Raw genomic sequence first — 22,816 nt, forward strand, 5'->3', positions numbered from 1 at the left:
GATTAGTTTTAAAGGCAATCAGCATTGGTGCTGTGAATACTCTGTTCCCGGTCGGGACAATCGGAATTTGTCATCTAAACACTGACGTTACCCATAACAAAGTAAAGGCCAGGTAAATCATGCCATTAGTCATCGTTGCTATCGGTGTAATCTTGTTACTCCTCCTGATGATCCGTTTCAAAATGAACGGTTTCATCGCTCTCGTCCTGGTGGCGCTTGCTGTCGGATTGATGCAAGGGATGCCACTGGATAAAGTCATTGGTTCTATTAAAGCCGGTGTCGGCGGAACCCTTGGCAGCCTCGCCCTGATTATGGGTTTTGGTGCCATGCTGGGCAAAATGTTGGCAGACTGCGGCGGCGCGCAGCGCATTGCGACCACGCTGATTGCTAAATTCGGCAAAAAACACATTCAATGGGCGGTGGTATTAACCGGCTTCACCGTTGGTTTTGCCCTGTTCTACGAAGTCGGCTTCGTGCTGATGCTGCCGCTGGTGTTCACCATCGCTGCTGCTGCGAATATTCCGCTGCTGTACGTTGGTGTGCCGATGGCCGCTGCACTGTCCGTTACTCACGGTTTCCTACCGCCGCACCCGGGTCCGACCGCTATCGCGACCATTTTCCACGCAGATATGGGTAAAACCCTGCTTTTTGGTACGATTCTGGCAATCCCGACCGTCATTCTCGCAGGTCCGGTCTACGCACGTTTCCTGAAAGGTATTGATAAGCCGATCCCGGAGGGTCTGTACAGCGCGAAAACCTTCACTGAAGAAGAAATGCCGGGCTTTGGCGTCAGCGTCTGGACCTCTCTGGTACCGGTCATTCTGATGGCCATGCGCGCCGTAGCAGAAATGATCCTGCCAAAAGGTCATGCTTTCCTGCCAGTTGCAGAATTCCTCGGTGACCCGGTGATGGCAACACTGATTGCCGTTCTGATTGCGATGTTCACGTTTGGTCTGAACCGTGGACGCTCAATGGATCAGATTAACGATACGCTGGTTTCCTCAATCAAAATTATCGCCATGATGCTGTTGATCATCGGTGGTGGCGGTGCCTTCAAACAGGTCCTGGTTGATAGCGGCGTCGACAAATACATCGCTTCAATGATGCACGGCTCTAACGTTTCTCCGCTGCTGATGGCATGGTCTATTGCTGCGGTACTGCGTATCGCACTGGGTTCTGCAACCGTTGCAGCAATCACTGCAGGTGGGATTGTGGCACCGCTGATTGCGACCACCGGCGTAAGCCCTGAGCTGATGGTTATCGCAGTGGGTTCCGGTTCCGTCATTTTCTCCCACGTGAACGATCCTGGCTTCTGGCTGTTCAAGGAGTACTTCAACCTGACCATCGGTGAAACCATCAAGTCATGGTCAATGCTGGAAACCATTATCTCCGTCTGCGGTCTGGTAGGGTGTCTGCTGCTGGGTATGGTCGTCTGATAAAACTGTGCCTGATAGCGCTATGCTTATCAGGCTTACGGGCTATCACCATAAATAAGCCGGGGAAATCCCCGGCTTATTTACTTCTTCTTCGCAGCCGCTTTTCGCCGTCTGTCCAAATCCTTAATCAGCTTGTTCACTCCCTCATTGGCAAACATCTGTTCAAGCGTGGCGGTAAGCTTACGCCGCCAGTTTTTGTACTGATCGCTGGTGCCCGGAATATTGACCGGTTCCGCCATATCCAGCCAGTCTTCCGGCTGTAGACCCAGGAGTGCACTGTTGCTGTCGGCAATATAACGCTGCATCCCGCGATTGAGGATCGGCGTCATCGACATCAGCGATGCCTTATGCCCGGCACGTTTTGGCAGACAACCGTACTTATGCAGCGCATCCAGTAACCCCTGCTTGGCCAATTCCCGGTCCTGATATAACCCTCGCAGCACAACCTCATCCGGATACAACCCCAGCGCTTTACCCAATGTCAGGTCGCCGCTGTCCCAATAGCCTTTAAGCGTAGGAAGGTCATGCGTCGCCGCGACTGCCATTGATTGTTCCGGGTACGCTTTTGGCGCGCGGAAATTCTTCTCATGGTCATTCTCAAAATAGAGCACCTTGTAGGAATACACACCGCTATCACGCAGCTTGCTGACAATCTCTACCGGCACGGTGCCCAGATCTTCACCAATAACCATACAGTGATGGCGTTTACTTTCCAGCGCCAGAATAGAGAGTAGGTCATCAACCGGATAATGTACGTAGGCACCGTGATCGGCAGTCTCACCATAAGGGATCCACCACAGACGCAGCATCGACATCACATGGTCGATACGCAGCGCGCCGCAGTTCTGCATGTTCGCGCGCAGCAGTTCGATAAACGGTTCGTAGGCCCGTGCCGTGATGATGTGCGGATCCATCGGCGGTAGCCCCCAGTTTTGTCCAAGCGGCCCAAGAATATCCGGCGGTGCGCCAACGGAGGCTTTCAAACAATACAGTTCACGGTCACACCAGGTCTCTGCCCCACCTTCTGCCACACCAACCGCCAGATCACGATACAACCCAATCGGCATGGCAAAGCCCTGACTGGTTTCCCAACAATCCGCAAATTGGGTATATGCCAGCCACTGCAGCCACAGGTAGAAATCCACCTCACCGCGATGCTCTGCACAGAACTGTTTGACCTCCGGCGAATCTACCGACTGAAAAGCTTCCGGCCACACTGGCCATCCCCAGCGCAACGCATCCTCTTTCACCTGATGCGCATGCAGCGCATCAAAGGCTGCCTGCCAGTACAGACTGTCACCTTCCTGAGTCACAAACTGGCGAAATGCTGCCATCTGCTCATCGTCACGAGCGGAGAAGCCTTTCCACGCCATGCGCAGCGCGGTCATCTTCAGTGCGGTAACGGCAGAATAATCAACCCACCCGGCATCCCGCGCGCGTTGCAGGGTTTGCTGAGTTGTGGGCTTCAGCCACCAGCTTTGCGCCTCTTTGCTCAGATGAAAATCCTCCACTGCATTGACGTCGATATAAATGACGTTCAACCAGCGGCGCGAAGACGGGCTGTACGGACTGGCGCTCTCCGGGTTTGCCGGATACAACGCATGAATCGGATTAAGACCGATAAACGCCCCACCACGTTTCGCCACGTCCACCAGCATGGTACGGAGATCGCCAAAGTCGCCAATCCCCCAGTTTTTCTCTGAACGCAGGGTGTAGAGCTGAACGCACGCGCCCCACAGTTTTTTCCCCTCCAGCAGCGCCTGCGGTTCATAGCAGCGCTTTGGCGCCACAATGACGCGACAGTGGGTGCGCAGCTCGCCCTGTGTCAATGTCAGCGTGTGATAGCCCTCCGGCAGTTTCGTCGGAAGGTGAAAAGACTTGCCGCCGATGGCATGCCCTTTGTGCTGTACGCCATCTTCAGTAGTCAGCAGCCAGCTAAACTCCCCGCTGCCTTCAACCGCCAGTGGCATTTTCTTACCCGCGGTATACACCATGACATTCGGCACCGGGGTCACCGCCACCTGCGTGGCGGCGGTGGTGCGATGCATAGCGTCAAGCAAACGCCGCTTGGTTTCGGCGCCAATAGACTGCGGTTTGCCGTGAGCGTTGATGTAATTGGGGCTGATCCCCGCCGCCAGCGCGGCATTATCCAGACGTTTGCTTTCCATCGCGATTCCTTAGCGTTTCGCCTGCCAGATACGAGCCTGATAATCGCGGATGGAGCGATCCGAACTGAACATGCCGCAGCGCGCGGTATTCAGAATCGCTGCCCGGGTCCAGGCTTCCTGGTCACGGTACAACACATCAACCTGCTTCTGGGCTTCAACATAGGCTGAGAAGTCAGCCATCACCAGATACGGATCACCGCCCTGCTTACCTATGCTGTGCAGCATCTGGTCAAAAGCATGTTTATCGCCGTCGCTGTATTTACCGCTTTCCAGCTCTTTCAGAATCGCATCGAGCACTTTGTCTTTCTTACGCCATTTCACCGGGTCATAGCCTTTCGCTTTCAGGGCTTTTACCTCTTCCACGGTATGACCAAAGATAAAGATATTTTCGTCACCCACCTTCTCGGCGATTTCGACGTTAGCGCCATCCAGCGTACCAACCGTTAACGCGCCGTTCAGCGCCAGTTTCATGTTACCGGTGCCAGAGGCCTCTTTGCCCGCAGTCGAGATCTGCTCGGAGATATCCGCCGCCGGGATCAGCATTTCCGCCGCTGAGACGCAGTAATCCGGCAGGAACACGACCTTCAGCTTATCGCCAACTTTCGGGTCGCTATTGATGGTTTCCGCTACCTTGTTTATGGCGAAAATGATGTTCTTCGCCAGGTAGTAACCCGGAGCCGCTTTTGCCCCAAACAGGAATACGCGCGGTACGCGATCCGCCTGCGGGTTTTCACGGATTTCTTTGTACAATGCCAGAATATGCAACAGGTTCAGGTGCTGGCGTTTGTACTCATGCAGCCGCTTGATCTGAATATCAAAGATAGCGTGGGTCGTTATCTCAATACCGGTACGCGCTTTAATAAACTTCACCAGCCGCTCTTTGTTCGCCAGCTTGATATCGCGGTACTGCTGACGGAATTTCGCATCGTCGGCGTATTTTTCCAGGTTAATCAGTTGGTCTAAATCGTTGGCCCACTCTTTTTTCAGCGACTTATCCAGCAGCGCTGCAAGCGCCGGGTTGCACTGCTTGATCCAACGACGCGGGGTAATTCCGTTAGTCACGTTATGGAATTTGTTCGGCCACAGCTGGTGGTATTCCGGGAACAGATCTTTCACCACCAGATCAGAGTGCAGCGCCGCCACACCATTAACCGCAAAGCCGCTGACGACGCACATATTCGCCATGCGCACCTGCTTGTTGTGCACCACCGCCAGCTTCGCCCAGACGGCGGCATCACCTGGCCAGGTTTTATCGACCAGTTTCTTAAAGCGGTCGTTAATTTCTTTGATGATTTGCATGTGTCGCGGCAACAGCGCTTTTATCAGCTTCTCATCCCAACACTCCAGCGCCTCTGGCATCAGGGTGTGGTTGGTGTAAGCGAATGTTTTGCTGGTAATGGCCCACGCGTCATCCCAGCTCATCTGGTGCTCGTCAATCAATACACGTAGCAGTTCAGGGATCGCGATGGTCGGGTGGGTGTCGTTCAGTTGAATAACTTCGTAGTCGGCCAGTTCGTGCAGTTTACGTCCCGCCAGATGATGACGGCGCAGAATGTCGGCCACGGAACAGGCACACTGGAAGTACTGCTGCATCAGGCGCAGTTTTTTTCCCGCCGTATGGTTGTCGTTCGGGTACAGCACTTTGGTCAGTTTTTCGGCGTCAATCCCCTGCTGCTCTGCGCGCAGGAAATCACCATCGTTGAATTTGGTCAGGTTAAACGGATGCGCGTGGCTTGCCTGCCACAGACGCAACGGTTGCGCCACGCCGTTGCGGTAGCCCAGTACCGGAAGGTCCCAGGCCTGACCGGTGATGATGAATCCCGGCGCCCAGTGGCCTTCTTTGCTGACCTTGCCGCCAATGCCGACCTGCACATCCAGTGCTTCATTGTGGCGGAACCACGGGTAGCTGCCACGATGCCAGTCATCCGGTGCTTCCATCTGCTGACCATCAACAAACGACTGGCGGAACAAACCGTACTGGTAATTCAGGCCATAGCCCGTCGCGGATTGACCCACCGTTGCCATCGAGTCGAGGAAGCAGGCCGCCAGGCGCCCCAGTCCTCCGTTCCCCAACGCCGGATCGGTTTCTTCTTCCAGCAGGTCGGTCAGGTTGATGTCGTGTGCTTTCAGCTCGTCGCTCACCGCCTGATACCAGCCCAGGTTGAGCAAGTTGTTCCCCGTCAGACGGCCAATCAAAAACTCCATTGAGATGTAGTTAACATGACGCTGATTTTTTGCCGGTTTCACCGCAGGTTGGGCACTGAGTAATTCAGCCAAAGCCCCACTCACGGCCTGCCACCACTGGCGCGACGTCATTTCGTGAGCCGACGATAAACCGAAGCGCTGCCACTGACGTGTCAGGGCAGCCTGAAAGTGATCTTTGTTGAAAGTAGGCTGTGACATAGGGATTCCAGGTCCTTAGGTAATAAACAACGTTATCGCTAGTTTGCCAGGCTCGTTGTTGACCTTCCTCATCCTGCCAGGGATTAGGCAGGGAGGAGGAGCGGGGATGAGCGTTAAAATGTGATCGCCGCCACTTTAAGAGGGGAGTTATGGCCGATAAATACGCAGGCTCTCCGCATACCCCTGAAATGCATCGCGGTTTTCACATTACTCAAAAGAGATTATCCGGACAATATCAAACAGAAAGATGACATTTAGAAAAAATATGTAAACGAAGAAATAGTTTCCAACCTGAAATACATATTCTGCTTGAGATATTTCACATGAAAGTTTTAAGTCGAGCACAAAATTCATCGACTTTTATTCATCCTTACAGTAGCCACACAAGAAAAGAGGAATTATTCCACCCCGTAAAAATAACGCGGGATCCAGTCACCATGCCTGTTGCGACTCTTTAAAACAATTATTGCAATAGATGTATAGATTTGTGACATAGTGCAAAATCAGACACACAAAAAGTCCACTTAGCTTGCAATAAATCCCGTTCTGGCCGACCTTATATCTATTAATTACGAAGCGCAAAAAAAATCATTTTCCCCCATATTCACACAGTGAAGTGACTAACTTATGTTGATTCCGTCTAAATTAAGTCGTCCGGTTCGACTCGACCATACGGTGGTTCGTGAGCGCCTGCTGGCTAAACTTTCCGGCGCGAACAATTTCAGGCTTGCCCTGATAACAAGTCCTGCTGGTTATGGAAAAACAACGCTTGTTTCACAATGGGCGGCGGGGAAGAACGAATTAGGCTGGTACTCCCTGGACGAAGGAGATAACCAGCAAGAGCGCTTCGCCAGCTATTTAATTGCGGCAATCCAACAGGCGACCGGTGGGCACTGCACCACCAGCGAAGCCATGGTGCAAAAACGCCAGTATGCCAGCCTGACCTCACTGTTTGCCCAACTCTTCATTGAACTGGCGGAGTGGCATCGTCCGCTCTATCTGGTCGTGGATGATTATCATCTGATCTCCAATCCAGCCATCCACGAAGCCATGCGTTTTTTCCTGCGCCATCAGCCGGAAAATCTGACGTTAGTCGTGCTGTCGCGTAACCTACCGCAACTGGGCATTGCCAACCTGCGCGTACGCGATCAACTGCTGGAAATCGGCAGCCAGCAGCTGGCCTTTAACCACCAGGAAGCCAAACAATTCTTTGACCGCCGTCTGTCCTCCCCGATTGAGGCTGCGGAAAGTAGCCGCATGTGCGATGACGTTGCAGGCTGGGCCACGGCGTTACAGCTGATCGCCTTATCTGCCCGTCAGAACAACCATTCTGCCCACCAGTCGGCACGACGTCTGGCCGGTATCAACGCCAGCCATTTATCCGATTATCTGGTCGATGAAGTACTGGACAGCGTCGATATAGGAACCCGCCATTTCCTGCTAAAAAGTGCCATCCTGCGTTCGATGAACGATGCGCTGATTGTTCGGGTCACGGGCGAAGAAAACGGCCAAATGCGGCTGGAGGAAATTGAGCGCCAGGGATTATTTCTGCAGCGGATGGATGATGTCGGCGAATGGTTTAGCTACCACCCGCTATTTGGCAGCTTTTTACGCCAGCGTTGCCAGTGGGAGTTAGCTGCCGAACTTCCCGAAATACACCGCGCCGCCGCTGAAAGCTGGATGGCGCAAGGTTTTCCGACTGAAGCCATCCACCACGCGCTGGCGGCAGGTGACGCCCATATGCTGCGCGACATTCTGCTAAACCATGCGTGGGGACTGTTTAACCACAGCGAACTGGCATTACTTGAAGAGTCATTGAAAGCTCTGCCGTGGGAAAGCCTGCTGGAAAATCCACGCCTGGTGCTGCTGCAGGCCTGGCTGATGCAAAGCCAACACCGCTACAGTGAAGTTAACACCCTGCTGGCTCGCGCAGAGCAGGAAATGAAAGGCGATATGGAACAGACGCTACATGCCGAATTTAACGCTTTGCGTGCGCAGGTAGCGATTAACGACGGCAACCCGGACGAGGCTGAACGTCTGGCAAAACTGGCACTGGATGAATTACCGATTGCCTGGTTTTATAGTCGTATTGTAGCCACGTCAGTGCACGGTGAAGTCCTGCACTGTAAAGGCGATCTCACACGCTCACTGTCGTTGATGCAGCAAACAGAGCAAATGGCGCGTCATCATGACGTCTGGCATTACGCGCTGTGGAGTCTGATCCAACAAAGCGAAATTTTATTTGCCCAGGGCTTTTTACAGGCCGCCTGGGAGACACAGGAAAAAGCGTTCCAGCTGATTAAAGAGCAGCATCTGGAACAGCTACCCATGCACGAGTTCCTGGTGCGCATTCGCGCCCAACTACTGTGGGCATGGGCGCGTCTGGATGAATCAGAAGCCTCTGCCCGTAGCGGCATTGAGCTGCTTGCAACCTTCCAGCCACAGCAACAGCTTCAGTGCCTGGCGCTGCTGGTTCAGTGTTCACTGGCACGGGGCGATCTTGATAACGCTCGCAGCCTGCTCAACCGTCTGGAAAACCTGCTGGGCAACGGCCACTATCACAGCGACTGGATCTCCAACGCCGATAAGGTGCGCGTTATTTACTGGCAAATGGTCGGTGACAAAAACTCCGCCGCCAACTGGCTGCGCCACACGCCGAAACCAGAATTCGCGAATAACCACTTCCTGCAAAGCCAGTGGCGTAACATCGCCCGCGCGCAGATCCTGCTGGGTGAGTTTGAACCGGCAGAGATTGTGCTGGAAGAACTCAACGAAAATGCGCGCAACCTGCGCCTGATGAGCGATCTTAACCGTAACCTGCTGCTGCTTAACCAGTTGTACTGGCAGGCGGGGCGTAAAAATGACGCACAGCGGGTGTTGCTCGACGCCCTGCAACTGGCGAACCGCACCGGGTTCATCAGCCACTTTGTGATCGAAGGCGAGGCCATGGCGCAGCAGTTACGCCAGCTGATTCAGCTCAACACATTACCGGAACTTGAGCAGCATCGTGCGCAGCGTATTTTGCGCGAGATTAACCAGCATCACCGCCACAAATTCGCCCACTTTGATGAAGGATTCGTTGAACGCCTGCTCACCCACCCGGACGTCCCGGAGCTTATCCGCACCAGCCCGCTGACCCAGCGAGAATGGCAGGTTCTCGGTCTGATTTATTCTGGCTACAGCAACGAGCAGATTGCCGGTGAGCTGGCTGTTGCCGCGACGACTATTAAGACGCATATCCGCAACTTGTACCAAAAGCTTGGCGTGGCGCACCGCCAGGATGCGGTGCAACATGCGCAGAAGCTGCTGAAAATGATGGGGTATGGCGTTTAGTTAACGCCTGATACGCTACGCGTATCAGGCCTGGAATTCGCTTAGCACAGCTCTAACTGGATATGGTGGTCAGCAATGACCTGCATCACGCCAGCAGGCGGCAGCGTGTCGGTATATACCGCATCGACCATGCTGATACTGCCCATGTTCACCATCGCATTACGACCAAACTTCGAATGATCCACCACCAGCATTACATGACGTGAATTCTCAATAATGGCGCGTTTGGTGCGAACTTCGTGATAATCAAATTCCAGCAGCGAACCATCGCTGTCGATACCGCTTATCCCTAAGATGCCAAAGTCCAGACGGAACTGTGAAATAAAGTCGAGGGTCGCTTCACCCATAATCCCACCATCGCGGCTTCGCAGTTCGCCACCGGCCAGAATAATGCGGAAATCCTCTTTTGCCATCAGCGTATTAGCCACATTGAGGTTGTTGGTCACAATGCGCAGGTTGCTGTGATTAAGCAGCGCGTGAGCGACCGCTTCCGGCGTGGTGCCAATGTCGATAAACAGCGTGGAGCCGTTCGGGATCTGCGTGGCGACTTTACGGGCAATACGCTCTTTTTCCGCCGTCTGTGTCGCCTTACGGTCATGCCACGGGGTATTCACAGAGCTGGACGGTAACGCTGCGCCGCCATGATGGCGCAGAATCATGTTCTGATCGGCCAGATCGTTGAGATCCCGGCGAATCGTTTGTGGGCTGACGGAGAAATGCTCCACCAGCTCTTCGGTGCTGACGTATCCCTGTTTTTTTACCAGCTCGATGATCGCGTCATGTCGTTGTGTTTGCTTCATTATAATTCCCTGAAATTTTGCCGGAGGCGCTAACGCTCATCCGGCCTACAAAGAGGTCCGACCGTAGCGCCTTCCGGCACCACACAACTTAAATCATGTTCGTTTCCGCACGTTAAGCGTGTCAGCAAATGCCATTGCCAGACCGACGGCCAGCCCGGCGATATGCGCGCCGTTCGCCATCGACATGCCGAACAAATCAAACCAGCCGGCAACAATCCAAATCAACGCAAAGATAATCAAACCACGCTGCAGGAAAATGCCGCTTTGCGGATCACGCTCGCCGCGCAACCACACGTAGCCCATCAGGGCGTACACTACGCCAGAAAGTCCACCGAACCATGGGCCGCTAAATTTCTGCTGCACATAGCCGCTCAACAGCGCACTAATTACGGTAATGACGATCAGTTTTCCGCTGCCGAGTCGTTTTTCAACCGCGCCCCCGAGATACCACCACCACAGCAGGTTGAAGAGAATATGCATCAGTGAGAAGTGCATAAACGCGTGGGTGAAATAACGCCAGAATTCAAATTTCAGCGTAGGATCAAACGGCCATGCCAGCCAGAGCATAACCGCTTGGTCACCCATCACATTCATTGCGATAAACACCAGCACACACGCGGCCATCACCGCCCAGGTCACCGGACCCGCACGTTCGCGTAACGTGGCAAGAAACGGATAGCGTTGATAGCGCAAACCGCTGTCGGTCTGGCCCGACTGCCAGCTTGCCGCCAAATAACGCGGATCGCCCGGATTCTCCAGAAAACGCGCCAGTTCAGCCCGCACGCGCTCGGCCTGGGACTCATCCGCCAGCCAGACATCCATTTGCTGATGTTGTTGAATCGTCAGGATAACGCCCTGTGTCGCCATGTAATCAACAAACGCCTGCGCCACGCGGGGGTTAGCAAAAGAGGTAATCATCAACATTGTTGCTGTCGCTTATTCCACACAAAAGAGGACAGTATATAGACCCTGCCTGTTTCAGGCTGCATCTTTGTTATACCCGCCAGACTTCAATGAAGGGTATAGCTTACGAACCAAACGTCACTTCTGCAGGAAAATGTCGATGCCAGGCGTCAAAGCCGCCGTCGACGCTGTAAACCGCATCATAACCTTGCTGAAGCAGATACTGCGCCGCACCTTTACTGCTGTTGCCGTGATAGCACATCACCATCACAGTGGTATCGAAATCGTGGTCACGCATAAACGTCCCCAGCGTGTCGTTCGTCAGATGAAACGCCTGGGGTGCGTGGCCCATCGCATAACTTTGCGGATCGCGAATATCCACCAGCACCGCCATTCCGTGCAGTAGTTTCTGATGGGCTTCTTCGACATTGATACATTCAAACTGATCCATGGTGTTCTCTTTTTAAGTTCTACTTATGTTCTGGCAGGTAACCAATATTACCCTCCAGTGTACGTTGCCTGAGCAGGTAAACGCCATAATGTTATATGTATCACTGTAAATTGTTTATCCGATGTTACCAATGGCGCGATTCTTTGCTATTATGCTCGATAACGAACATTAATGAGCTATAACGAAAGTGCGAGAGGCCAGCATGGAAACCAAAGATCTGATTGTGATAGGTGGAGGCATCAACGGTGCCGGTATCGCGGCAGATGCCGCTGGACGCGGATTATCCGTGCTGATGCTGGAAGCTCAGGATTTAGCCTGCGCAACCTCTTCCGCCAGTTCCAAACTCATCCACGGTGGCCTGCGCTACCTGGAACACTACGAATTCCGTCTGGTTAGCGAAGCGCTGGCCGAACGTGAAGTGCTGTTGAAAATGGCACCGCATATCGCCTTCCCAATGCGCTTTCGCTTGCCTCACCGCCCGCACCTGCGTCCGGCATGGATGATCCGTATTGGTCTGTTTATGTACGATCATCTGGGCAAACGCACCAGTTTGCCGGGTTCGACCGGTTTGCGTTTTGGCGCGGATTCCGTAATGAAACCCGAGATTGTGCGCGGTTTCGAATATTCTGACTGCTGGGTAGACGATGCACGTCTGGTTTTGGCAAACGCCCAAATGGTGGTGCGTAAAGGTGGGGAAGTCTTAACCCGTACTCGCGCAACCTCCGCTCGTCGTGAAAACGGTCTGTGGGTTGTTGAAGCTGAAGATATCGATACCGGTAAAAAACACACCTGGCAGGCGCGCGGTCTGGTAAACGCCACCGGCCCGTGGGTAAAAGAGTTCTTTGACGACGGCATGCATCTGCCATCACCGTACGGTATTCGCCTGATCAAAGGCAGCCACATCGTAGTGCCGCGCGTGCATACCCAGAAGCAGGCTTACATCCTGCAAAACGAAGATAAACGTATTGTGTTTGTTATCCCATGGATGGATGAGTTCTCGATTATTGGGACGACCGACGTGGAGTACAAAGGCGATCCAAAAGCGGTGAAAATTGATGAAAGCGAAATCAATTACCTGCTGAAGGTCTACAACGCTCACTTTAAGAAACAGCTGGGCCGTGACGATATTGTCTGGACCTATTCAGGCGTACGTCCGCTGTGCGATGACGAATCAGACTCACCACAGGCTATCACCCGTGATTACACGTTGGATATCCATGATGAAAACGGCAAAGCACCGCTGTTGTCCGTCTTCGGCGGCAAGCTGACGACCTACCGTAAGCTGGCCGAACACGCGATGGAAAAACTGTCGTCTTACTATCAGGGCATTGGGCCAGCATGGACCAAAGAGTGCATTCTGCCAGGCGGTGACATTGGCGGCGATCGCGAAGATTACGCAGCCAAACTGCGCCGTCGCTACCCGTTCCTGACCGAATCGCTGGCGCGCCATTACTCTCGCACCTACGGCAGCAACACCGAATGGGTCATCGGCGAAGCCACCTCGCTTGCCGAGTTAGGTGAAGACTTTGGTCATGAGTTTTATGAGGCCGAGCTGAAATATCTGGTCGATCACGAATGGGTTCGTCGTGCGGAAGATGCGTTGTGGCGTCGCACGAAAGAAGGGATGTGGCTGAATGCCGAGCAGCAATCGCGCATGACCCAGTGGCTGGCGGAATATATTGAGAAGCACCAGTTGTCGCTGGCCTCGTAAGAAAGCCGCCTACGGAGAGCAAAAGGCCCGGTTACGCTACCGGGCCTTTTTTATTTACAACCGCACCGAATCAATATGCCAGATGTTCTCGGCGTACTCTTTGATCGTCCTGTCCGATGAGAAGTAGCCCATATTGGCGATATTTATCATCGACTTCGTGGTCCACTCTTCCGGGTGGCGATACAGTTCGTCAACTTTGTCCTGGCAATCAACGTAGCTGCGATAGTCCGCCAGCACCTGATAGTGGTCACCAAAGTTGATCAGTGAGTCCACCAGGTCACGGTAGCGTCCCGGCTCCTCGGGGCTGAATACGCCACTGCCGATTTGCGTCAGCACCTGGTGCAGTTCTTCATCTTTCTCGTAATACTCACGCGGCTTGTAGCCTTGACTACGCAGCGCCTCCACTTCCTCCGCAGTATTTCCAAAGATAAAGATATTCTCTGCCCCCACATGCTCCAGCATCTCAACGTTAGCACCATCCAGCGTACCGATGGTCAGCGCACCGTTGAGAGCAAATTTCATATTACTGGTCCCGGAGGCTTCGGTCCCGGCCAGAGAAATCTGCTCAGACAGGTCGGCGGCAGGAATAATCACCTGCGCCAGGCTGACGCTGTAGTTAGGAATAAACACCACCTTCAGCTTGTCGCCAATCTGTGGATCGTTGTTGATCACTTTCGCGACATCGTTAATCAGGTGAATGATGTGCTTCGCCATGTAATAAGCCGAAGCCGCCTTACCGGCAAAAATATTCACACGCGGCACCCACTCGGCATCAGGATCGGCCTTAATGCGGTTGTAGCGGGTAATTACATGCAGCACGTTCATCAACTGACGCTTGTACTCGTGAATACGCTTGATCTGCACATCAAACAGCGATTTCGGATTCACCACCACATTCAGTTGCTGCGCGATGAGCGTCGCCAGCCGCTTTTTGTTCTCCAGCTTCGCATGACGCACCGCCTGGTTCACCTGCGGGAAATCGCAGTGTTGTTCCAGTTCGCTGAGCTGACTGAGATCGGTGCGCCAGGTACGGCCAATGTTCTCATCCAGCACATTGGAAAGTGGCGGGTTCGCCAGCGCCAGCCAACGGCGCGGTGTCACACCATTGGTAACGTTGCAAAAACGGGTTGGGAAGATATTTGCAAAATCAGCAAACAGCGACTGTACCATCAGGTTAGAGTGCAACTCCGACACACCGTTAACCTTGTGGCTCACCACGACTGCCAGCCACGCCATACGCACGCGACGGCCGTTCGACTCATCAATGATCGAAGTGCGCCCCAACAGACCAGTATCGTTCGGATACTGCTCCTGCAGCGTTTTCAGGAAGTAATCGTTAATCTCAAAGATGATTTGCAGGTGGCGCGGCAGAATTTTACCCAGCATATCCACCGGCCAGGTTTCCAGCGCCTCGCTCATCAGCGTATGGTTGGTGTAAGAGAAGACCTGGCAGCACACCTCAAAGGCATCGTCCCAGCTAAACTTGTGCTCATCAATCAGCAGACGCATCAGCTCAGGAATCGACAGCACCGGATGGGTGTCATTGAGGTGAATAGCAATTTTATCTGCCAGATTATCGTAGGTTTTGTGCAGTTGATAATGACGATTCAGAATATCCTGGATCGTCGAGGAGACCAGGAAATACTCCTGACGCAGGCGCAACTCGCGGCCAGAATAGGTGGAGTCGTCCGGATACAGTACGCGGGAGACATTTTCAGAGTGGTTTTTATCTTCCACCGCCGCAAAGTAGTCGCCCTGGTTGAATTTACCGAGATTGATTTCGCTACTGGCCTGCGCATTCCACAGGCGCAGCGTGTTGGTGGCGTCGGTATCGTAGCCGGGGATAATCTGGTCGTAGGCGACCGCGAGGATCTCTTCGGTCTCAATCCAGCGAGTTTTCTTGCCTTCCTGCTGAATACGCCCGCCAAAACGCACTTTGTAGCGCGTATTGTGGCGTTTAAATTCCCACGGGTTACCGTATTCCAGCCAATAATCCGGGGACTCTTTCTGTCGGCCATCGACAATGTTCTGTTTGAACATCCCGTAGTCATAGCGAATACCGTAGCCGCGTCCCGGCAGGCCCAGCGTTGCCAGAGAGTCAAGGAAGCAGGCCGCCAGACGACCAAGGCCACCGTTACCAAGACCAGGGTCGTTCTCTTCGTCGATCAGATCTTCAAGATCCAGCCCCATGCCTTCCAGCGCATTTTTGACATCATCATAAATACCCAATGATAACAGTGCATTGGAAAGCGTGCGGCCAATCAGGAACTCCATAGACAGGTAATAGACCTGGCGGGTTTCCTGGGATAATTGCGCACGATTAGAACGCAGCCAGCGCTCCACGAGACGATCGCGCACCGCGAACAATGTGGCGTTCAGCCACTCATGTTTATTGGCAATGACCGGGTCTTTACCAATCGTGAACATCAGCTTGTAGGCAATAGAATGCTTAAGTGCCTCTACGCTGAGTGTGGGCGATGCATAAGTAAATGGAGCATTCATATAGGTGATTCCTGGATATCTATTTCAAGCGATAGTAAAGCTCACGGTAAGACTTCGCCGCGACTTGCCAGCTAAAATCCATGGTCATGGCCTGACGTTGTACGAACCGCCAAAGCGAGGGCCGGGACCACAATACGAAAGCACGCCGGATCGCCCGTAGCAGCGACCAGGCATTACTATCTTCAAATACAAACCCACTGGCGATACCGTCCGCCAGGTTCTCCAGCGAACTATCAGACACCGTATCAGCCAGCCCACCGGTACGCCGCACCAGCGGCAACGTGCCGTACTTCAGTCCATACAGTTGCGTTAAGCCGCACGGCTCAAAACGGCTGGGCACCAAAATAACATCGGCCCCGCCCATGATGCGGTGCGAGAAGGCCTCGTGATAACCAATCTGCACGCCGACCTGGCCTGGATGTTCCGCGGCCGCAGCTAAGAACCCTTCCTGCAATACCGGATCGCCCGCGCCGAGCAGCGCCAGTTGCCCCCCCTGCTCTAACAACCCCGGTAGCGCTTCCAGCACCAAATCCAACCCTTTTTGGCTGGTCAGACGACTCACAACGGCAAACAGCGGCACTTTATCGTTAACCTTAAGTCCCATCGCAATCTGTAGCTGTCGTTTGTTCTCGGCCTTCTCTTCCAGCGAGTCACGGGTATACCGCGATGCCAATAACAGATCGGTTTCCGGGCTCCAGATTTTTTCATCAACACCGTTCAGCACGCCGGAAAGACGCCCCTCACGATGACGCTGCTGCAACAACCCTTCCATGCCATAGGCAAACTGCGGTTCGGTAATTTCCCGCGCGTAGGTCGGACTCACCGCCGTAATATGGTCGGCGTAGTACAAACCGGCCTTCAGGAATGAAATCTGCCCGTTAAACTCCAGTCCGTGCACATTAAAGAACGACCATGGCAATTGGATGTCATCCATATGCTTTGCATAAAACATGCCTTGATACGCCAGGTTGTGTACGGTGAACACCGATTTCGCCGGATGGCCGCGCGCCGCCAGATACGCCGGCGCCAGGCCAGCGTGCCAGTCATGCGCATGCACCACATCCGGGCGCCAGAATGGATCAAGGCCGCAGGCCATTTCACATCCGACCCAGCCGAGCAACGCAAAACGTTGTACGTTATCGGAGTAAGCAAACAGGTTGGTATCGTGATACGGGCTCCCGGGACGGTCATAGAGATGCGGCGCATCAATCAGATAAATGCCGACCCCGTTGTAATGTCCGAACAACAGCGTTATCCGTCCGGCGAAGGTATCCCGACGCGTCACAACCTGCGCATCAGGAATGCCGCGACGAATATCCGGAAACGCCGGAAGCAACACGCGGGCATCCACGCCGTCCGCAATTTGTGCCGCAGGTAACGCCCCAATAACATCCGCCAGTCCCCCTGTTTTTAACAGGGGGAACATCTCTGAACAAACGTGTAAAACCTGCATTATCGCTCCTGTTTGATTTGCAGTTTGCGTAGCATTTCACGCGTGACCAGCACAATGCCTTCCTCTGAGCGGTAGAAGCGACGCGCATCTTCTTCCGCATTTTCGCCAATCACCATGCCCTCAGGAATGACGCAGGCGCGATCGATAATGCAACGACGTAAGCGGCACGAACGTCCAACCCAGACTTCAGGTAACAACACTGCCGAATCAATGTTACAGAAAGAATTCACCCGTACTCGCGGGAACAGTACAGACTGCACCACCACCGAACCGGAAATAATACAGCCACCGGAAACCAGCGAGTTCAGCGTCATGCCGTGACTGCCAGAACGGTCCTGCACGAACTTCGCAGGCGGCAGTGATTCCATATGCGTGCGGATGGGCCAGTCCTGGTCATACATGTCCAGTTCAGGCGTCACCGAGGCCAGATCGAGGTTCGCCTTCCAGTAGGCTTCCAGCGTTCCCACGTCACGCCAGTATGGCTCGGATTCCGGATCAGATTGCACGCAGGACAACGGGAATGGATGTGCATAAGCCATGCCAGCTTCGGTGATTTTCGGGATCAGGTCTTTACCAAAATCGTGACTGGAGGTTTCATTCAGGTCATCTTCTGCCAGCAATTCATACAGATAATCGGCGTCAAAAACGTAGATCCCCATACTGGCAAGAGATTTAGTGGGGTCACCTGGCATAGCAGGCGGATTCGCTGGTTTTTCAACGAATTCGATAATTTTTTCGTTTTCGTCAACAGCCATTACGCCAAACGCACTGGCTTCTTCGATAGGCACGGGCATACAGGCGACGGTGCAGCGCGCGCCCTTCTCGACGTGGTCTATCAACATGCGCGAGTAGTCCTGCTTGTAGATATGATCGCCTGCGAGGATCACCACATATTCCGCTTTGTAGCGTCGAATGATGTCCAGGTTCTGCGTCACCGCATCCGCCGTGCCGCGATACCAGTTTTCGCCCTGCATCCTTTGCTGGGCGGGCAGCAGATCAACAAACTCGTTCATCTCTTCGCTGAAGAATGACCAGCCGCGCTGGATATGCTGCACCAGCGTATGGGACTGATACTGCGTGATCACGCCAATACGGCGGATCCCGGAGTTAAGACAGTTGGATAAAGCAAAATCAATAATGCGGAATTTACCGCCAAAGTGCACGGCGGGCTTGGCACGTTTGTTGGTTAAATCTTTCAGGCGGGTACCACGGCCACCGGCCAGGATCAGGGCAACAGATTTTAATGGCAGCTGGCGCGCCAACATTACACGATCGTTCTTCTCTAAACTCACCATGACTAACTCCTTTTTTATCATCTCTGGAACACACACAGTCCGTGCGCAGGTCCCTGCCAGACAGCCGTAATAACCGGATTATCCTCTCCGGCAAATGGGGGAATGGCATGCCATTCCCCTTCGGGTAAAACGATATCTGTCACCTCAAGCGTGGCGTTTATTGCAATCAGGAAACGGTCTGAAAGCAGGATTTGCATCTGTTTCGGGCCGTTTTGCCACTCATCCGCACTTAAGGGTTGTGCGTACTTATTCAACCAGCGGACATTGCCATCGCCCTCTTCCCACCAGCGATCGTCTGTTAGTGCAGGGATCTGCTGGCGAAGATGAATCAACGCGGCGGTAAATGTCGTTAGCCCACTGTTTGCCTGCTGCCAGTCCAGCCAGGTTAGCGCGTTATCCTGGCAGTAAGCGTTATTGTTGCCGTGCTGGCTATGACCATGCTCATCGCCTGCCAGCAACATCGGCGTCCCCTGGGAGAGCAACAGCGTGGTTAACAGCGCATGAATGCTGTCGCGCCGCCGTTCAATCAGGTCCAGCGAGCCGCCTAATCCTTCTTTACCATGATTGTCACTGTAGTTATTGCTAGTGCCGTCCCGATTTTCCTCACCATTCGCTTCATTGTGCTTATTTGTGAAGCACACACAGTCGCGCAGCGTAAAACCGTCATGCGCAGTTACCAGATTGACGGTAGCGCTGGGTTTGCGGCCATTGCGTTTAAACACATCGCTGGATGCGGCGAAACGTCCGGCAAACTCTCCCAAAGACAGATTACGCTGAAGCCAGAAGCGTCGACTTGCATCGCGGAAATGGTCATTCCACTCGGCAAACGGCGGTGGGAAATTACCCACCTGATATCCGCCTTCACCAATATCCCACGGTTCCGCAATCAGTTTGACGCGAGAGAGCAGCGGACAGTTTTGGATCGCGGTAAACAGGGGGGCATCCTGACGAAACGCAGGCGTGCGCCCCATGACGGAAGCTAAATCAAAACGAAAACCATCGACGTGGCAGGCTTCAACCCAGTAACGCAGGCATTCACAGGCATACTCCACGACACCAGGATGGCTCAGATTGATGGTGTTCCCACAGCCGGTCCAGTTGTAGTAATCACCATCGTCCCTGATCCAATAATAGCTACGGTTATCAATTCCGCGCAGCGAGAAGACAGGCCCCTCAAGATCCAGTTCGGCGCTGTGGTTCAAAACGATATCGAGAATGACCTCAATACCCGCTTTATGCAGCGCTTTTACCGCATCACGAAATTCATCCAACGCGCTCTCTGGCGAGCAGGCATAGGCCGGATGCAGTGCAAACATCGCCACCGGGTTGTAGCCCCAGTAGTTCGACAATCCCAACCGCTGAAGGCGCGGCTCGTTGGCGAAATGTGCAATGGGCAACAGCTCCAGCGCGGTAATGCCAAGACGCTTGAAATAGTCGAGCATCACCGGATGACCGAGCGCTTTGTAGGTACCGCGTATCTCTTCAGGGATATCAGGATGCAGATACGTCAGCCCTTTGACATGCGCTTCGTAAATCACGGTATTGCCCCACGGCGTGCGTGGAGGGGTATCGTCTTCCCAGTCATACCGATCTGACACCACCACGCTTTTCAGGGCGATGGCAGCATTATCGTGATGATCCGGTTTATCGATCCCACCGTGCAGCAGAGGGTTATCTTTTAATTCACCTTCAACCCGACGCGCGCAAGGGTCGAGAAGTAGCTTCGCCGGATTGAAGCGGTGACCCTGCCCAGGCTGCCATGGCCCATGTACGCGATAACCGTAGCGCAGACCTGGTCTGGCATCGGCCAGATAGCCGTGCCAGACATCCCCGCTACGCCCCGGCAGGTCATAGCGGTGTTCGCAACCTTGCTCATCGAATACGCATAACTCAATGCGTTCGGCATGGGCCGAGAAAAGGGTGAAATTGACGCCATGGCCGTCATACGTTGCACCATGGGGTGTGGCGTTGCCGGTTGCCAGTTGCGTCATTACCCCTCCCGAACCAGCCAGATCGTGGCCAGAGGCGGCAACGTGAGGCTCAGTGAGTGTTGGCGCCCATGGCTGGCGATTTCATCACTGTGCACTGCCCCACCATTACCGGTATTGCTGCCGTGGTAATGCATCGAGTCGGTATTGAGGATCTCACGCCATTTGCCCGGTTGATTGATGCCGAAACGGTAGCCATGGCGCGGCACTGGCGTGAAGTTGCTGGCGACGATAATTTCATTACCGACCTTGTCACGGCGGACAAAAATCAGCACCGAACGTTCGTTGTCATCCACCACCAGCCACTCAAAGCCATAGGCATCAAAATCAAGCTCATGCAACGCTTTATGATGACGATAGGTGTGGTTCAGGTCGCGTACCAGCCGCTGTACACCGTGGTGCCAGTTGTCGCCCCCTTCCAGCAAATGCCAGTCGAGGCTGGCGTCGTGGTTCCACTCGCGTCCCTGAGCAAATTCGTTCCCCATAAACAGCAGTTTCTTACCGGGGAAGGCCCACATCCAGCCGTAATAGGCACGCAGGTTGGCAAACTTCTGCCATGCGTCTCCCGGCATGCGGTCGAGAATCGATTTCTTACCGTGTACGACTTCATCGTGTGACAGTGGCAGAACAAAGTTCTCGGTGTAGTTGTACAGCATGCCGAAGGTCAGCTTATCGTGGTGATACTGACGATGAACCGGGTCCAGCTTCATGTAATCCAGCGTGTCGTGCATCCAGCCGAGGTTCCACTTGTACCAGAAACCTAAACCGCCCATATCCTGCGGTCTGGAAACACCGGCAAAATCGGTGGACTCTTCCGCCATGCTCACGGCACCAGGAACCTGTTCGCCAAGAATACGGTTGGTATTGCGCAAGAATTCAATGGCTTCGAGGTTTTCGCGACCACCAAATTCATTCGGGATCCATTCCCCATCTTTACGGCTGTAGTCGCGATAAATCATTGATGCCACGGCATCCACGCGCAGTGCATCGATACCAAATCGCTCAATCCAGTACAGGGCGTTGCCCACCAGATAGTTGCTGACTTCACGGCGACCATAGTTGTAGATCAGCGTATTCCAGTCCTGGTGATAACCTTCACGCGGGTCGCTGTGTTCATACAAACTGGTGCCATCAAACTGAGCCAGACCAAAGTCGTCCGACGGGAAATGACCCGGAACCCAGTCGAGGATCACGTTCAGCCCCGCCTGATGGGCGGCATTGACAAAATAGCGGAAGTCATCGCGCGTGCCGAAACGGCGGGTCGGCGCGTACATGCCTGTAGGCTGGTAGCCCCAGCTACCGTCAAACGGGTGTTCGTTAATCGGCAGCAGTTCGAGATGGGTAAAGCCCATCCACTTTGCGTAGGGAACCAACTGATCCGCCAGCTCACGATAGCTCAGCCAGAAGTTGTTATCGGTATGGCGACGCCATGACCCCAGATGCACTTCATAGATAGAGATTGGCGCATCAAACTGGTTAGCTCTTTTGCGCGCCTCAGTTTGCACCACCTTTTCCGGCAAACCGCAGATAAGCGATGCGGTTTCCGGGCGCATTTGCGCTTCAAACGCGTAGGGGTCGGCTTTAATACGCAGCTTACCGTTCGCATCGATCATCTCGTATTTATACAGCTGGCCATGCTGGGCTCCGGGGATAAACAGCTCCCAGATACCGCTCTCTTTACGCAGGCGCATCGGGTGGCGTCGACCATCCCAGTAGTTGAACTGTCCCACTACTGAAACACGCTGTGCATTCGGCGCCCAGACGGAGAAACGCGTGCCGGTAACGCCATCCATGGTGTCCGCATGCGCCCCCAACGTCTCGTAAGGTCGCAGGTGCGTACCTTCAGATAACAGCCAGGCATCCATATCCTGGATTAGCGGGCCAAAACGATAAGGGTCATCGATCAGATTCTGCTGTCCATGCCAGACAACAGCCAATTGATAGCGAAAGAAATTTTTACGGCGGGGAAGTACAGCACAAAAAAAACCGCGAGAGTCGAGGCAATCCAGCTTGCCAACTTTGCGTCCGGTTTTTGGTTCGATCACCCACACTTCGGTGGCATCGGGTAATAGGGCGCGGACTTCAAGTCCGGCTTCAGTTTGGTGCATACCCAGTACGGAAAAAGGATCCGCAAAATGGCCTGCAATTAGCGCATTAATCACGTCTCTATCAATACGAACGGACATGGTTGTCTTCCTGTTTTATGGTGTCACCCCTTCCAACTGATTTTCGACATCAGGTAGCGACACTTTTTTTTGACCTGAACGGCGCAGCACAATTGTGCATCCTCTCTGCGTCGTCCCACCTTCAGGCAACAACTTAATACCTCCGGTACTAAGTCACCCTTAAAGAATAGCCAATGCTTTATCTTAC

General features: G+C 53.7%; 13 protein-coding genes. 3 read left to right on the forward strand and 10 right to left on the reverse strand.

What is annotated here, in order from left to right:
- The first annotated feature begins 119 nt into the window (after positions 1-119).
- Positions 120-1,436 carry a gluconate transporter gene (gntT, locus tag OGX95_RS13890; RefSeq protein ID WP_271454339.1) on the forward strand — a complete coding sequence of 439 codons (1,317 nt, stop codon included), beginning with the start codon at positions 120-122 and terminating at the stop codon, positions 1,434-1,436.
- Between the two features lie 80 nt (positions 1,437-1,516).
- On the opposite strand, the gene malQ is transcribed toward gntT, so the two are convergent.
- The gene (malQ, locus tag OGX95_RS13895) at positions 1,517-3,604 is read right to left on the reverse strand and encodes a 4-alpha-glucanotransferase (protein WP_286629840.1); all 2,088 of its coding nucleotides are present in this window, start codon (positions 3,602-3,604) and stop codon (positions 1,517-1,519) included.
- A gap of 9 nt (positions 3,605-3,613) precedes the next feature.
- A complete protein-coding gene (malP, locus tag OGX95_RS13900; protein ID WP_286629841.1) occupies positions 3,614-6,007 on the reverse strand; it encodes a maltodextrin phosphorylase in 2,394 nt (797 codons plus the stop codon).
- Between the two features lie 627 nt (positions 6,008-6,634).
- Here malP and malT point away from each other — a divergent pair.
- On the forward strand, positions 6,635-9,340 hold the full coding sequence (gene malT / locus OGX95_RS13905) for an HTH-type transcriptional regulator MalT (RefSeq protein ID WP_286629842.1): 2,706 nt from the start codon (positions 6,635-6,637) through the stop codon (positions 9,338-9,340).
- A gap of 41 nt (positions 9,341-9,381) precedes the next feature.
- On the opposite strand, the gene OGX95_RS13910 is transcribed toward malT, so the two are convergent.
- The 3 genes from OGX95_RS13910 to glpE all read right to left on the reverse strand — a co-directional run bounded on the left by OGX95_RS13910 (position 9,382) and on the right by glpE (position 11,494).
- Positions 9,382-10,140: a DeoR/GlpR family transcriptional regulator gene (locus OGX95_RS13910; protein ID WP_003023499.1), complete on the reverse strand. Its 759-nt coding sequence runs from the start codon at positions 10,138-10,140 to the stop codon at positions 9,382-9,384.
- Between the two features lie 93 nt (positions 10,141-10,233).
- Positions 10,234-11,064 (reverse strand): rhomboid family intramembrane serine protease GlpG, encoded by an 831-nt coding sequence (glpG, locus tag OGX95_RS13915; protein WP_286629843.1) that lies wholly within the window; start codon positions 11,062-11,064, stop codon positions 10,234-10,236.
- A gap of 103 nt (positions 11,065-11,167) precedes the next feature.
- Complete coding sequence (gene glpE / locus OGX95_RS13920; RefSeq protein WP_286629846.1) at positions 11,168-11,494, reverse strand: thiosulfate sulfurtransferase GlpE; 327 nt, start codon at positions 11,492-11,494, stop codon at positions 11,168-11,170.
- Between the two features lie 202 nt (positions 11,495-11,696).
- Between glpE and glpD the strand changes: the two genes are divergently transcribed.
- Positions 11,697-13,205: a glycerol-3-phosphate dehydrogenase gene (gene glpD, locus OGX95_RS13925; RefSeq protein ID WP_286629848.1), complete on the forward strand. Its 1,509-nt coding sequence runs from the start codon at positions 11,697-11,699 to the stop codon at positions 13,203-13,205.
- A 54-nt stretch (positions 13,206-13,259) separates the two neighbouring features.
- Here glpD and glgP read toward each other — a convergent pair whose 3' ends face one another.
- The 5 genes from glgP to glgB are packed head-to-tail and all read right to left on the reverse strand — an operon-like array spanning position 13,260 to position 22,629.
- Entirely contained in the window at positions 13,260-15,707 is a 2,448-nt protein-coding gene (glgP, locus tag OGX95_RS13930; RefSeq protein WP_286629849.1) for a glycogen phosphorylase, read from the reverse strand.
- Positions 15,708-15,726: 19 nt separating this feature from the next.
- Complete coding sequence (glgA, locus tag OGX95_RS13935) at positions 15,727-17,160, reverse strand: glycogen synthase GlgA (protein WP_271441379.1); 1,434 nt, start codon at positions 17,158-17,160, stop codon at positions 15,727-15,729.
- Complete coding sequence (gene glgC, locus OGX95_RS13940; protein WP_286629850.1) at positions 17,160-18,455, reverse strand: glucose-1-phosphate adenylyltransferase; 1,296 nt, start codon at positions 18,453-18,455, stop codon at positions 17,160-17,162. The genes glgA and glgC overlap by 1 nt, the downstream gene beginning before the upstream one ends.
- Positions 18,456-18,472: 17 nt before the next feature.
- Entirely contained in the window at positions 18,473-20,446 is a 1,974-nt protein-coding gene (glgX, locus tag OGX95_RS13945) for a glycogen debranching protein GlgX (protein ID WP_286629851.1), read from the reverse strand.
- A complete protein-coding gene (gene glgB / locus OGX95_RS13950; RefSeq protein ID WP_286629852.1) occupies positions 20,446-22,629 on the reverse strand; it encodes a 1,4-alpha-glucan branching enzyme in 2,184 nt (727 codons plus the stop codon). The genes glgX and glgB overlap by 1 nt, the downstream gene beginning before the upstream one ends.
- Between the last annotated feature and the right edge of the window lie 187 nt (positions 22,630-22,816).

Source organism: Citrobacter sp. Cu233 (assembly GCF_030332225.1).
Taxonomy (GTDB): domain Bacteria; phylum Pseudomonadota; class Gammaproteobacteria; order Enterobacterales; family Enterobacteriaceae; genus Citrobacter.